We start from the raw sequence: 15824 nt of genomic DNA on the forward strand, positions 1-15824 counted from the left end.
CTTTCTACACTAATTTTAAAGATTATAACGTTAAGTTAATACCCACACTAAAGTTTCTACTTTGTGGATAAGTATTAGCATTTGTACCGTCAAAAGATTCAGAAGGATTTAGTCCTTTTCTTTTTGAATGCAGGTATAAATTTTCGCCAGTTGCAAAAATACGCGCACTTGGCACTTTAATTTTGTTTAACCAGGCTTTAGGCAGACTGTAAGATAGATTAACGTTACGTAAACTCCAGTAAGAAGCATCAATTAACCATCTGTTAGATGTAGCATTAGTATTTGCTGTAGCGCCAAAATCAGCTCTTGGTGTATTTGAGGTATTGTTTGCTGGAGTCCAGGAATTTAATATATCCTGATGTAATGCACCACCATAAGAGCCAGTACTCATTAAGCCCTGATAAATTGAATCATAAGCCTTGCCGCCAATTTGGTAATTTATCATGAACGAGAATGACAAGTCTTTATAAGTGAATGTATTTACAAAAGAGCCCATCAAGTCTGGAATTGCTGTACCTGAATAATCAAATTTCGCAAACGACTGATTGGTTACATATTGAACACCGTTTACCGTACGCATGTTTGCAGCAAGTGTACCATCAGCAGGGAGATATAGCGCTGAACCATCTGAAGGATCTACTCCAGCGTATTGTCTTAACCAGTAATCGTAAATACCATGGCCTACTTCTCTTCTTTTGGTTCCACTAATAATGAATGGCGTCTCATCCGGAAGTTTTGTGATTTTATTTTTCAAAATACTCCAGTTGGTAATTAAACCCCAGGTAAAATCCTGTTCACGAATAATGTCGCTACCTAATTGAAGCTCAACACCTCTGTTATACATTGCACCTATATTACGGTAAACACTGGTAACAGCTGCCGATAAAGGCTGAGGAACACTGAAAATTAAATCATCTACCTGTTTGTTGTAGTACTCTAATTCACCATATAATCTTCTGCCAAAGAATGAGAATGAAATTCCTGTATTTAGCGTGTTTTGTTTTTCCCAGGTTAGATTAGGTGTAGCAATAGAAGCCAATAAAACACCACCTTCAGTATTACTGTTCGAACCTAAGTCAAAAAAGGCTCTATCACCATAATACCTGTTATTTCCACTACCGTCAAGTAAAGCATTATTACCCACCTGACCGTAAGACACTTTTAACCTTAAATCGTCTAACCAGCTTACATCCTTTAGGAAGTTTTCTTTCTTAATCGCCCAGGTAGCACCAGCTGAGAAAAATGTTCCCCACCTTTGTTCAGCAGAAAATCTTGAGGAACCATCACGTCTTAACGACCCGTCAATAAAGTATTTATCGTCGTAATTGTAACTAACTTTAGATAGATATGACTCAATACGGTCGTTATCTTCTCTACCAGAAGAACTAGTCGCCGTAACAAAGTTTGCAAACTCAGTGTTACCACGAGCAACCATATTTGACCTGTCAGCCTGAAATATTCTATATTTAAAATAGTAATTTTCGTGACCTGCTAATACTGAGATCGTATGTTTATCAATTGTTTTATTATAACTTAAGATTTGATTGAAAGTGTATGACTTGGTTACAGCATTACTTTGGGATTTTGTTCCGTTTGCACCTGCACCATCACCAACAATTGGATTTTGAAATTGATCAATATTGTTGTTTCTCAAATCCATGCTAATTGTTGGAGTGAAAGTAAAATCTTTTAAGAATTTCACCTCAACATAACTTCTCGCACTTAATTGACTTCTTTTGTAAGAATTATCATTAAGCATCGTTTCGTACACAACGTTGCGGCCGGGAGAAGCTCCAGAAGGGCGGTTTATAGCACCAGGGAAGGTACCATAATCATACCATTGTTCGCCTGTAAGTGAGTTCTGTATTGGATCCCCAGCTGCATTGAAAGCATGTATAGGGTAGATTGGGCCAATTCCTCTTGCAAATGAAAATGGATTGACGAAACTTGCGCCGTTACCTGTAGAAGCATCACTCGCTGTATTGGCATCAGACATTGCGCCTGACAAATTCAAGCCTGTTTTTAACCATGATCTAAGCTTGGTATTTACATTTACACGTGCATTAAAACGCTCAAAATCAGACTTTAAAATAAAACCACTATCTTTTAAATAGCCTAAAGATACGAAGTAATCTGTTTTTTCACTTCTACCAGATGTGCTAATATTCGCATCGGTTCTTTTTCCAGTACGCTCTAACGGTTTATACCAATCAAAATCATTATACAACAAAGACGCATTAGGATTAAGCATACCATCAGTGCCTACAATCTGACCCCCTGGAACATTGAACGGATTATAAATCAAGTTCGTATAAACATCCGCAGAAGCTTTTGTTGAAGCTGCTGCGTCAGTTAACACTGGGGAAGCAGAAAACATCAGGTTATTTTTAATCGCTTGCCAAACTGCTGGATAATACTGAAAAGCATCTAAGCGGTCATATTCAGGAATTCCACGGGTAGACCATCCTTGACTGAAATTAACGTTGATTGCTGGTTCTGCCGATTTACCTCTTTTAGTGGTAACGATAATTACTCCATTAGCTCCTCTTGAACCATAAAGCGCTGAAGAAGACGCATCCTTTAATACCGAAATACTCTCAACATCATTCTGATTGATATCTCCAATACTACCATCATATACTGCACCATCTAAAACAATAAGCGGACTGTTTGAAGATGAATAAGAACCAAAACCCCGAATACGAATAGCAGAACTATTACCTGGCTGGCCATTAGAAGCCAAAACAGATATACCCGGAGCCGATCCTTGTAAGGATGCTGTAATATTGGTTACGGTTCTCTTTTCAAGGTCTTTTGAACTAATACTTGAAACGGAACCCGTAATCGATTCTTTTTTCTGAGTACCATACGCAACCACAACAACATCAGTTAGGGTCTTAGCGTCAGGAGCTAATCCAACATTTAACGTGTTAGAAGAAGTAAGATTAATTGTTTTAGTTGTGAATCCAATATATGAAAATTGGATGGATGTAACAGCAGTAGTTACCTTAATGGTAAACCTACCATCTCCGCCTGTTACGGCAACGGCCTGTGATCCCAGGGCTTTAACACTTACACCAGGAAGTGGAATATTATCTTCCGTTGATGTTACTGTTCCATTAATTGTTCGCTCTTGTGCCATTGCACTAAATGCAACAAGCATCAATACGAACAAACTTTGTAAAAGTTTTTTCATAAAAAAAAGGTTAGTTAATAATTCGCAATATAGAATTTATTATTTTGTAATACAAATCTTACAATAAAGCGGCAATATATCATGACATCCAGGTGATAGACCAAAAAATTAAAGCATAAAAAGCAATGGCTCTCAACCATTGCGCTCACTTTATAAAAAATACGCTTATGTTAATAAACCCAAATAATTTTTTGTTTTATTCCTGGCTTCTGGGCAAAATCTATTCAGGCTTTCACAGAAAATACAGAAGCATAATTTGTACCATTATAACTTGACGGTATCCAAGCTATATCGAATCCCTTCTCTGCAATATCAATCATCATATCGAATATAATAGCTTTTTAGCTGCCTTGGTTTTCTGGGCATATGAAAAAGGGATTTGTGCTCCCAATCAAAGTTAGCATATTTTTGCAACCAATTACGAACAGTACTTTCGCCCTGTATACCGTATTTAATTCTAGCTTGCGATAAACTCAATTCGCCATTTTCAACTTCGCTAACGACTTGAAGTTTAAAGCGTAAGATGTAATCTTTCTGACTACGTCTTGAATAATTTGTTTTTTGTCCATGAGGATACTTCTTTTTTGTATCGCTATACTAAGACTAGACAGACTAAACACAAAAAAGGGGTATCTAAAAAGACACCCCTTTTTTTAAATCTAATATATGCAGATTATCTGGCAGCTTTGTAAGTCCATTTTTCGTAGAAGAATGTTCTATCTACTCCATTCTGAACCATGATATAGCTTACTTGCAGTACTTTCGTATCTCCATTAACAGTAAACTTATTAACACCAGCCGGATTTAATCTTGCCGATCTACCACTTGAATTAGTTCCCTGTCCAAAATAATTGGTTACACTAACTACATTACCCGCATCATCCATGTTAAAAATTGGACTAAAGTTTCCATAACTAGATGTTGAGGTTCCATTTTTTATTGGATGGGCATAATTATTAGCTGCATAACGACCATCATATTCTGTTACCGAACTTGCACCAGTAGTACGCAATTCTTGTTCGATTGGATAGTATCCTACCAATGCTGCCGATGTAGCATCAACCATCGGAGAAGTTTGATCAAGGGTATAAATACCATCATACTTATTTTTAGCTCCCAATGCCACCACTATGGTTCCAAAATTACCGCTAATAACGCCAGTTGAAGCAGAGCTTATTTTAAAGCCCAATGCATAAGCAGCATTCAAATCGAATTGATCTGGCTTAACATTGATTGTGAAGCTTGCTGTTCTCTGTCCTTTCGGGATAACCAAATTTAACGATGTTAATGAATAAAGGGTGGTTGGCAATGGGGTATACGCTTTCGTATTATCACTATTATATTTTGTAATTGCATCTGGTGCTAAATCAACCTTAACAGCTATGTCTTCAGGAGCTACGTCAACACCTGAATAGGCTACTTCTACAACAGCACTTCCTGTAGGTTTAATATCAAAATTCTTAATATACAAAGGATATGTACTTGAAGTACCCGAAGCAATATGATCTGGGTTTAAAAATTCAATAATATTCTTCGTTGCTCCAGGAGCATCTGGCCCTATTATAGAATCATCTTTTAAACAAGAGCTGAATCCAGCTACTATTAGTCCTAAGACGAATAAATTTATAATTTTTTTCATGACTTAATTTTATGAATGTTTGAAATAACAATTATTTAGCCCAAAATATCTTACTTGAATATTTATTTATTGCTGGCACATTCGCTGCATTATACTTGAATTCATTCGCAGGATATTGAATTCTTGTTGGTAATTTATCGGCTGCTGTTGATTCGGAAACGATAGAAACGAAGGTATCGTTTTTAGCAGTTCCGGCTAAAATTTTCGGATAACCAGTTCTTCTATATTCATTCCATGCTTCATTTCCGAATACCATATTGAAAGCCACGTATTTTTGCGTAATAATTGCTTCTAATTTTTGGTCATCAGTTAAAGCCAAATCAAAATTAGCTAAAGCGCTGCCTGCATTATTAAGAAGATATTTAGCAGGATCTCCTTGACTTGCAACAGGCACTGTAATATCCGTTCCAAGATTGTACGTTGAAGGAACAGTACCTGTATTATCCTTATATAGATATTTAAATGAAGATGCTATTCCGTTAATAAAGTTATTTTTAGCCGTTCCTGCCACCAAACCTTTAACATTTGCTTCAGCCTGTAAAAAATAACTATCTGCTGCCAACATAATAGGCTGCCCAGCATCTGGTCCTTTTAAAATACCAACTTTAGCTGCAGAAGTTGCTGAAGGACTTGCTGTTGCGCTAACAAACCAAGAACTTGGTGCTTGCCCTCTACCCGCGTCTGAATTCTGATACCCTAACTGATTTGTTGGGGTTGCAGTACCAGAAATGTAAACAGCCTTTGCTCTTGCAGCATCCTGAAGCTTAATACCATTATAAAATGTCATAATATAAGCACTTGGGGCATACTGACTAGCAGCTCCAACCGCAGTTCCTGAAGCACTATAGGCCCAGGCGTTCCACATAGGGTTTTGTTTATTATCAGTTTTAGCATAAACCGGCTGAACAATAGCGTCTTCAGTTAAGAATCCAACCGAACTATCGAAAGTAGTGTTGGTGAAGGTTACTTTTCCCTGTCCTCTAAGAACCAATCTTAATTTAAGTGTCTGAGCAAAAGCGGCCCATCTTCCTAAATTACCATTAAACAATGGATCGGCCTTTATAAATAGGTTAGAGCCTAGCCCGGTTCCTGTTGCTTTAAATGTAGCAATTGATTGATCCAGTAAGTCTACTAAATTTTTATAAATGTCTGTAGCTTTATCGTACTTAGGCTGGAGCTTCGTGTCTCCTTGCAAAGCCTCTGTATAAGGTATATCATTATACGTATCTACTAGTAATGCGTAATTATAAGCTTTAAGCGCTTTAGCTGCAGCATTAAATTCTTTGAAGGTTGCATTTCCTTCAGAATTGCTAATCACGTACTGAACATCAGTTAAAACATCGTAAGTAGTTGCCCAAAGGCCGGCGAAATCGCCTGTATTCCAATTGTAAGAAATAATACCTCCCCAGCCACTTACTCCGCCTCCATTTGTGAAATATCCTACCTGCTGAGCACCCATGCTGTTATAAGCAGACATACTGTTAGCTGTTGCAACGATAGCGTTTGGCAAAACCAAATCTACAGAAGCTACGGTAACTGAATTGGGATTGGTGTTGATATCCAAATCTTTTTTACAAGAATAGATAGAAACCAACATTGAAAATCCGAATATATATTTAAAAATTCTTTTCATGTCTTTATTATTATAGGGTTAATGTTAATGTAGCTCCATAATACCTTGATGGTGGAGTTTGATTTAAATTGGTTAAACCAATCGCATTACCACTGCTTGATCCATTACCATCACTATATTCTGGATCTGTATACACGTTAGTTTTAGGCAGGAAGATAAATAAATTTCTACCTTGAACACTAATCCTAGCGCCTTTAACTACTTTAGATTTTGCTAAGAAAGCTGCTGGTACATCATATGATAAAGCTAACTCTCTAATTTTCCAGAAAGCACCAGAAGTTACGTAGTTTTCGTTGATACCTGTTCTTGGTCCTGCAATAGTCCAATAACCTGGTCCACCATCACGAACAGTAATATTGGTGTTGGCAACATAGGTGTTGGTTGTTGGATCTAAATAAGACGAGTTAGGTATTACAAAACGATCACGGTTGTAAGCGGCAGAATTAATACCAGCACCACTGAAATCGAATGTACTACCAGCAGCGTTATAAATAACGTTACCACCACGATATTCACCAGATCCATATAAGTTAAATCCTTTATAGTGAACATTCACGTTAACGCCTAAAATATGTTTAGCATTTGCCTGTCCCAGAATACTAATACCTGTTGTTGCAGAAGGGTAACCAGTAATTCTATCTACAATGATTCTTCCCTGACTATCGCGTACGTGGGTTGTACCTTGAATAACTGGAAATTGTTGCCCAGCTATTGCATAAGAACCAACTGTACCGCCGTAAGCCCCAAGAGTTAACTGACTTAAATCAGCACTGATATAATCAACAGTGTTGTCATAGTAAGCGTAATTTGTACCTAAAGTAATTTCCCAGTCTTCAGTTTTAAAAGGCACAACATTTAAGCTTGTTTCCCAGCCTTTACTTGTTGTTTGTCCTGCATTTACTAAATAACTTGTGTAGCCAGTTGTGCTAGATACCCCAGTTGGAACTGTTTGATCTTTTGTTTTGGTATTATAATAAGTAGCGGTTAAGTTAACGCGGCTTTTGAAGAAACTAGCTTCAACACCATACTCGAAACCAGATGTTATCTCAGGCTTTAGATCCTTAGAAATCAACGTGTTTCCAACAGACAAACCACCCTGGCCATTATATGGATAACCAGCACCTTGGCCGAATGTTGGAACTAAGCTGTAAGCGCCGATATTCACTTGACCAACTTTTGACCAACCACCTCTTAATTTGATGAAATCAATTTCTTTGATATCTTTAATTGCTTCGATTGCATCAGAAGCGACGAAAGATAACGTTGCGCTAGGGTAGAAGAACGAACGGTTTTCAGGAGCTAACACTGAAACCCAATCATTACGACCAGTTAAACTTAAGAACAAGTAATCTTTAAAACCAATATCTAATTTTCCGGTTAAACCATAAGAGCGGGTTAACGAATTACCCTCTGAGGCTGTCGGATTATTAGTACTGTTACCAAGATTGAATACACCAGCAGTTACTAAACCGTTTACAGAAGCAGTAGCAGATTTAGATTGATTTTGAATTAATTGACCCAAGACAGTTAAATCGAACTTGAAGTCTTCAACTTTTTTCTGTGCATGCCCAATGAAATCAGTTACAATATTAGTAGTGTAATTTAGATTATCAGAAACACCACCTAAGATATCTTGCTGCTTGTATTCGCTAGAACCCGAGATAGATTTAGTATAATCGCTGTATTTGAAAATATCTGAATAATTTTTAGATGATTGATTTTGCGTAGTTAAACCTACACGACCAGTAAAATCTAACCATTCTAATGGTTTATATTTCAATTCGGCATTACCCAAGAAATAATCATTTCTTACCTGCTGTCTGTAGTTATCAGCAAGAAAGTAAGGGTTATTGTAATAAGCGTTATAGTAACCATTAGGGTTAGCATAAGGATTATTTCTCCAATCTTTATAATCAGTAATCAATGCCTGAGAAGGCGCATTTAGCAAAACATTATAAATACTACCTGTTTGTGTTGTTAAATCCTGTCTATTTTGGATATAATTAGCAGAATAGTTGAAGGTGATTTTGTCAGAAACCACTCTTGTTCCACCAATTTTCACCGTAGCTCTATTATACTTATCGCCAGGAGTTGTTCCTGAAGCTCTCATATACTGGGCAGAAGCATATAAACTTCCTTTGTCATTACCAGATGATACAGAAAAATCAGTAAAATTGGTTACACCATTATCCCAGAAATCATCTTTACTGTTTGTGTAAGAATAAGGAACCATTTGAATTGAACCATCTGCTAATGGACGGCCAATTGGTCTTACAACTCCATCAAAACGCGGACCATATTGTTGATTTTCGTAGGGAAGATAAATCTGCAAATCGTTATCAGATCCAGATCCAAATTCTTTTTGCAACTTAGGAAAAAATGCAACTTGCTCTAATGTTGTAGTGTTACCAATTTTGATATCAAAAGAACCATCCTTTTTTCCTTTTTTAGTAGTAATGATTAATGCACCATTTGATGCGGCAGAACCGTATAGAGCTGCTGCACTACTACCATTTAAAACTGTAAGATTTTCAACATCGTCAGGATTAATGTTGCTTAAAATTGTGTTTGGCACAATTACATTATCAACAACAATCAAGGCCTGGTTGTTTCCTGTTAATGAACGCATACCCCTCAATACAACGCGATAATTGGGATTAACCCCACTACCAACACCTTGAATATTCAATCCGGCAACCTTACCAACAAGGCCCGAAACAAGGTTAGTTGGTTTAGCCTGCGTGATTGAAGCATTGCTCAATGTTGTTTGTGCAGCACCAAGTTCTTTTTTACGAGCTGTTAAACCAGCTCCGGTTACCACAACCTCACTTAGTGATTTAGAATCTGCTTCCAAAACCACATTAACCGTAGATGATCCGCCGATTGTTCTGTTTTGAGGCGCATAACCGATAAAAGAGAATGTTAACACTGTAGATCCAGATGGAACACGAACGGCATATTTACCGCTGGCATCTGTAACGGCGCCACTTTGGGTGCCTTGTACCTTAACACTTACACCAGGGATTGGCAATTTGTCATCCGCAGAAGTAACTGTACCAGTTACGGTTCTTTCCTGTGCAAACGCAGAGAATGCGCACAGCACAAGAATGAACAAACTTTGTAGAAGTTTTTTCATAATTTGAAAATAGGTTAGTTAATGATTATTTAAGTGCTAAAATAGAGTTAGTTATGATTAACACCAAATTTATTTTAACAATTTTTAACACTTATACACAATAATTGTCATAAAGTGCTCTAGGGTTGTCAAAACGCACTTAATAATCAGACAACTAGTCTGTTAGTTTGAAAAATTCGCATGATTAGATAGACACATTTCATCCTTATTGTTAATTAATCTCTTAACATTCAGCCCATTTTTTAGTCTATTTAACATGCAGTTTATATTAGCTTTTTATGATTAAACAAAACAGCCTCCTGAAAATAAATCCAGGAGGCTGCATCTTTTAATTTTCAATAAGCTTAGTGATCGTCGCCTACAAATTTGGTTCTGTGGTATCCTTTAAGGTGATAAACCGTTCCGGCATCGTCAGAAAATTCAACATCCAATGTAATGGCATCGGTTGGCGCTTTTGATGATGGGCCTACAGCACCACCTGGTGTTATTTTACCGTTTGTTACAGTAAAGGTTATCCCTCCTGGATAGTTGCCTGCGTTAGCAATTTTTGCACCGCTAAGGGTTTTGTTATCCACATTTACATTTACTTTTCCAAAAACGGTATTATTTGCATTTCCCCAGAAATTCGTTAGGTTTAACCACATCTGGCTCGATGAATTATCGGCTGTATTATAGGTAGAAATACCATAATAATCTCCGGCGCCGTCAATCTGCACCCACCACTCGCCAGACAGGTCCTGTACAGCTGTACCACCTACCGGCTCCTCTTTTTTACAAGCAGAAATGCTTAGTACAAAAAGTATTAGTATATAAAAATATTTTTTCATCGTTCTATTATTTATTGTTTAACAAAGGTTCTAACGGCAGTACCATAGCCAGGGTTTTCAACCGCCCATGAATAAGTGCCCGAGCTTAAGTCTTTACTCTCGGTATTAGAGCCCCATGGCCCGCTATCCGTATTCTGCTGTGGAATATCAATTACACTCCCTGTAGGATTGATGGCAATTACATTAACTGTTGTACCTGTTGCAGCCCCCCCGGATTATTAACCAAATAAGCGCCTGGAGCCAGCTTTGTCCATTTTGAAATTGCTCCGGTAGCTGCCCTTAAGTAGTTACCGGAAAAATCGTTGGCTAAGGCATCAGCCTTGGTATCGTACACAACAACTGATCTTGTTGTTGTTGCGGCAAAACCATCTGTATTTGTGGCTGAATAGGTGATCAAATAAACACCTGCGGTAGCTGTATTTGGTAGCCCTGTTACCTTGACCTCTATGGTGCTTGTACCTGCAGCCGCTGTAGCACCAGCATCAGTATATGCTGCCCCTTTTGCTACCGCTACATATTTATCCCCTTTCATCGTGATTATTGGATACACCGTTACTTTGGAAATACCGACATAACCTTCCGGATAATCAAACGACTCTTTTTTGCAAGAGCTATAAGTCATGCCTATAACCCCCAATATGATTATTGTTAAATATCTTTTCATCTTTTATCAATTAAATACTATTTACCCCACCAAACCTTAGTTGTAATTGGCACTTCTGCAGGCGTATTGCTGTTTCTATCTCTTGATGACGCAGGAAATACTAAACGTTTAGGGAACAAACCTGAAGTTACCCCGTTTTTCGAATACACCCACTGGCCGGGAATATAGTTATCGTCAGTAGAATACACCGCACTTATTTTAGGATAACCGGTACGTTCCTGCTCAAAGAAACCTTCTAAACTATGCGAGCCAGCGAAAGAGGACCATTTCTGCACAATAATTTTCTCAAGCTTTTGGTCAAAGGTACCCGTATACACCAGGTAAGGTACCGGAACTGCACTTACAGCAAGTCCAACCTGCGTAAAAGCAGATTTAACGCCATTTTGGTACATTGCAGCAGCACCTGTCCCTCCATAATAACGTTCAAGCGCTTCTGCCTGCATAAAGTATGATTCTGCAGCTGATATAAACCATACCGGATCTTTAGCAGTTTGGGCAAAAACAGTTGCTCCTGCGTAAGTAGGTTGTTCAACTGCTGTTGCTGTATAATCCCCTTGATTCATCGGTACAGGAGTAAGTGTTCCATAATAATATTTCGCTCTTGGATCATTATTAACAGCTAACCAACTGGTAAATGTTTTACTTGCCCTTAGGTTAGTAGTGGTATTTAAACGGCGAACATTATACTCGTAAAAAGGATTACTGTTATTTGGTGCATCTTCAAATGTGGCAATGCCTGCACTTGTAGTTAAAAAATTTGCCCCATCAGTATATAACTTCATAATTCCAGCCTGTGCTTCTGCCGGCTTGGCATTTACCATTCTTAAATACATTTTTAACTTTAGTGTATTGGCAAACTTGGTCCAAAGATCCATGTCTCCGCCAAAAAGAAAATCAGTTTTTTTCTGATCCTTGTTTAAATCAATACTTGTATAATCTTTAGCAAGGGCTGCATTTATTTCGGCAAGCAGGCCAACATAAATGGTATAACCATCGTCAAATTTGGGCTGTAAATTATCAAGCCCTTTTAATGCTTCCGTATAGGGAACTTTATCATATAAATCAACCAATACCTGGTAGGTATAAGCTTTCATTACAGTGGCCATTAAATTATAACGCCAATCGCTTCTAGCTACCGCAAGGTTTATAGCCAGTTGATAATCTGCCAGCGCGCCAGAAAACAGCTCGTTGTAACTGCCATTAAAATCGTTACGGGTCAGGGCATAAGCATCAATCGTTTTGTATTGATTTGAAGCGTTAGCCTGAGTATAGTATTGGGCCCAAATACCGCCAATAATCGTTAGTTCACCGCCAACACGTCCGGCTGTAGAAGCGACAGCAGACGGGAATAATACTTCTGGGGTGGTCGTCTCAATTAAGGGATTGTTTGGACTTACGTTGATATCTAATGTTTTCTTACATCCAAAAGCAAGAAACACCGTTGCTGATAAAATCAGCATTTTATATTTTATTTGATTATTTTTCATTGTGAGATAGATTAAAATGAAACTTTTAACGATGCGCCGAAGAACCTAACCGGGGGTGCGGTTCTAAACTCGCCAAATTCACTTCCTAAATCATTTCCAAAGTTAGAAACCTCAGGATCGATAGTATTGTTGTTTTTCGCTAACCAGGTAACCAGGTTTCTTCCAAAAACAGAAACACTTGCCCGTTGTGCACCTATTTTGCCAACAATGGATTTTGGCAGGTTATAACTTAAAGTCGCTTCTCTTAATTTTAAGAAAGATCTATCTAAAATACGATTAGTATATGCATCTGCCTTATTTGATGTGTGATAATAAAAATCATCAGTATTGGCTTCTGTTATTGGCGTGGTATTTTCTACATAAGTACCGTTGGCCAGTTTTTGAACTGAATTAGGTACAATGAACGGACGGCGGTCATTATAAGTTGTTTTGGCATCAGCACCTACAAAGTTTAACAAATCGGCTGTTCCTGAATAAAACACACCACCTTTATGCCAGTCTAGTGTAAATGACAGTGAAAAATCTTTATAACGGAACTGATTGCTCAATCCCATTACAAAATCCGGAACAGTAGAGCCAAAGCTTACATTTTCAGAAGAATATACTGGGTATCCATTCGCATCAACAATAACCTGTCCGCTTGGGCTATAGGTGCGGGTAGGCGCTTCGATAATACCTAATGGCTGACCAACGCGGGCCACAAACTGTGCGTCATAAGCCGAATTTAAAACCACTTTATCTAATCCAATTGGCAATTCGGTTACTTTACTGTTTTCTTTGGTGAAGGTATAATTTAAATTCCAGTCAATATCTGTAGTTTTAATAGGTTTGATGTTTACAGCCAATTCAATTCCTTTATTGCGAACAGAACCGAAGTTAACAATGTACGATGAGTAACCAGTAGATGGATCGATTGGCAAAGGAATAATCTGATCTTTTCTCAACTTATTGTAATAAGTTGCATCAATACCAATTCGGTCTTGTAAAAATCTGATTTCAGCACCTAGTTCTACCTCTTTAACTCGCTCTGGTTTAAAGTTATTGCTATTTAACTGGTTAGAGATTGAATAACCTGCAACACCGAATATAGGAAAGGTTAATGTTCCAAAGCCTAGCGGCGATGATGTACTCGTTGCTGTGTTAAACACGCGATAAGGGTCTGTATCACTACCCGTTTCCCCATAACTCGCCCTGAACTTTAAAAAGCTAATTGGCGTTTTAGATAAATCCATTGCTTGTGAGGCGATGAAAGCCAAACTCGAAGCAGGGTAGAAATAGTTGTTATTATTTTGTGGAAGTGTTGATGACCAATCGTTTCTACCAGTTAAAGTTAAATACAAATATTTGTTATAACCTAAAGTTGCTGAAGCATAGGCACCAAATAAACGACGGTGAGATTCTGCACTTGTTGAGGTAGGCTTATTGGCTGAGTTATTGATCTGATAAAAACCTGGGATCGCCAGATCTTCAATACCTGTGGTTAAAATTCTAGAACCACGATCGTTATAGTTAACACCTATTAAACCATCTAAATCAAAATGGCTATTTAGTTCTTTATTAAAAAGTGCATTTAATTTCGAGTCGTACTCAAAAGTTTTTACAGAGCCGTCTATTACATCACCAACATCAGCAGCCCTTGAAGATCCTTCAATATTTCCACCAGCATTGTAACTGCCTACGCTTGGCGCATTTTTATTGTGCCAGATTTTACTAATGGCATTATCAATGTCGGCACCTTGCTGAAACTGAAAGCTTAACCAGCCAGTAGCTTTATAGTTTAAATTAATATTTCCGTACACACGATCACTCTTATACCTACTTCCATTTTCATAAATAGAATAATATGGGTTTTCGGCATATGGCGTGAAATAATTGTCTACGTTAAAGAACTTGTTTTTGTAATCCTGAAGATCTTTAATTGGAATATCTCCCGGAATCTGAAGAATATCTTCGTAAAATGACGAACCGATACCTGAATTAGCACCACCCTGATTGATAAACTTAGTCGTTTTACCCACATAGTTTAAAGATGCATCGGCAGAAAACTTTCCGTACTTGGTAGACCCTTTTAAGGTAAAGTTATTTCTTTTATACGAATCGTTATCAGATGGCAGATAACCATTGCTGTAAATATTACCATAAGAAAAATAAGCAGTACTGTTGTCATTTCCTCCGCTTAGGGCAATATTATTATTTAGCTCGATACCAGTTGTTAGAGCATCTCTCACATTGTTTTTGATAAATGAAAAAGGCTTTAACAATTGAGAGTTATCTACAATTGCGCCCCACGATCTTAATTGACCATCGTATTTTGGACCCCAGTTACCATTTTCTGAAGGAATGTAAGTACCATCCCAACCTTGGCCAAACTGATCCTGAAGCTTGTATACTGAAGCGACGTTGGTTAATGTGGTGGCTGTAGAAAGGTCTACTTTTAATTTACCGGCTGCACCTTTTTTAGTGGTAACGATTAAAACACCATTCGAACCACGCGAGCCATATAAGGCTGTTGCTGCCGATCCTTTTAAAATACTGATGCTTTCAATGTTATTCGGATCGATGTCGTTGGCGTTGTTACCAAAGTCATAGTTGTTATCCGAACCTGCAGTTGAATTATCCAAAGGCACACCATCAACAACATATAAAGGCTGATTGCTTCCTGTTATTGAGGAATATCCCCTTAAAATAACTTTGGTTGATCCACCCGGCGCACCAGAAGTATTGGAAATGTTTACCCCTGCTACTTTTCCTTGCAAACCACCAAATAAACTTGCCGGTGCAGAAGCGTTAACCTCTGCCGACTTTAAAGTGCTTTGAGAATAACCTAATGTTTTTGTAGCCTTGTTAACACCCAACGCCGTTACAACAACCTCGCCTAAAGCCTTAGAATCGGTAGTTAAAACGACATTAATTACGTTTGAGCTTCCGATTGGCCTGTTTTGTGAGGCAAATCCAATTGAAGAGAACTCAAGTACTTTAGCTGATGAAGACACTTTGATGGAGAATTTTCCATTCGAATCGGTAGAGGTACCACCAGCGGCACCCTGGATTTTTACGCTTACTCCAGGAATTGGCAGTTTGTCGTCTGCAGACGTAACTGTTCCTGTGATTGTTCGATCCTGTGCCATTGCGTTTACCGCAAAAAGCATGAGAATGAACAAACTCTGTAGAAGTTTTTTCATAGTAGAAATAGGTTAGTTAATGTGTAAAATAATACACTAAATTAGAGTTAGTTAGCTCCG

General features: G+C 37.9%; 9 protein-coding genes. All 9 read right to left on the minus strand.

What is annotated here, in order from left to right; all coding sequences use genetic code 11:
• Positions 1-22: 22 nt before the first annotated feature.
• The 9 genes from G7074_RS09060 to G7074_RS09100 all read right to left on the minus strand — a co-directional run bounded on the left by G7074_RS09060 (position 23) and on the right by G7074_RS09100 (position 15764).
• Positions 23-3196, minus strand: coding sequence for a TonB-dependent receptor (locus G7074_RS09060; RefSeq protein ID WP_124561014.1), 3174 nt, complete (start codon positions 3194-3196; stop codon positions 23-25).
• A 312-nt stretch (positions 3197-3508) separates the two neighbouring features.
• Positions 3509-3673 (minus strand): hypothetical protein, encoded by a 165-nt coding sequence (locus G7074_RS27895; RefSeq protein WP_158674076.1) that lies wholly within the window; start codon positions 3671-3673, stop codon positions 3509-3511.
• A 196-nt stretch (positions 3674-3869) separates the two neighbouring features.
• Positions 3870-4835: a DUF1735 domain-containing protein gene (locus tag G7074_RS09070; RefSeq protein ID WP_124561015.1), complete on the minus strand. Its 966-nt coding sequence runs from the start codon at positions 4833-4835 to the stop codon at positions 3870-3872.
• 31 nt (positions 4836-4866) lie between these two features.
• Positions 4867-6468 (minus strand): SusD/RagB family nutrient-binding outer membrane lipoprotein, encoded by a 1602-nt coding sequence (locus G7074_RS09075; protein WP_124561016.1) that lies wholly within the window; start codon positions 6466-6468, stop codon positions 4867-4869.
• A gap of 10 nt (positions 6469-6478) precedes the next feature.
• Positions 6479-9604, minus strand: a complete 3126-nt coding sequence (locus G7074_RS09080; protein WP_124561017.1) for a SusC/RagA family TonB-linked outer membrane protein — start codon at positions 9602-9604, stop codon at positions 6479-6481.
• A gap of 344 nt (positions 9605-9948) precedes the next feature.
• Complete coding sequence (locus tag G7074_RS09085) at positions 9949-10431, minus strand: lipid-binding protein (RefSeq protein ID WP_124561018.1); 483 nt, start codon at positions 10429-10431, stop codon at positions 9949-9951.
• Between the two features lie 178 nt (positions 10432-10609).
• Complete coding sequence (locus tag G7074_RS09090) at positions 10610-11095, minus strand: immunoglobulin-like domain-containing protein (protein ID WP_166208078.1); 486 nt, start codon at positions 11093-11095, stop codon at positions 10610-10612.
• A gap of 17 nt (positions 11096-11112) precedes the next feature.
• On the minus strand, positions 11113-12582 hold the full coding sequence (locus G7074_RS09095) for a SusD/RagB family nutrient-binding outer membrane lipoprotein (protein WP_124561020.1): 1470 nt from the start codon (positions 12580-12582) through the stop codon (positions 11113-11115).
• 11 nt (positions 12583-12593) lie between these two features.
• Complete coding sequence (locus tag G7074_RS09100) at positions 12594-15764, minus strand: SusC/RagA family TonB-linked outer membrane protein (protein ID WP_124561021.1); 3171 nt, start codon at positions 15762-15764, stop codon at positions 12594-12596.
• Positions 15765-15824: the final 60 nt, after the last annotated feature.

It is taken from the genome of Pedobacter sp. HDW13, assembly GCF_011303555.1.
In the GTDB taxonomy this organism is placed as follows: domain Bacteria; phylum Bacteroidota; class Bacteroidia; order Sphingobacteriales; family Sphingobacteriaceae; genus Pedobacter.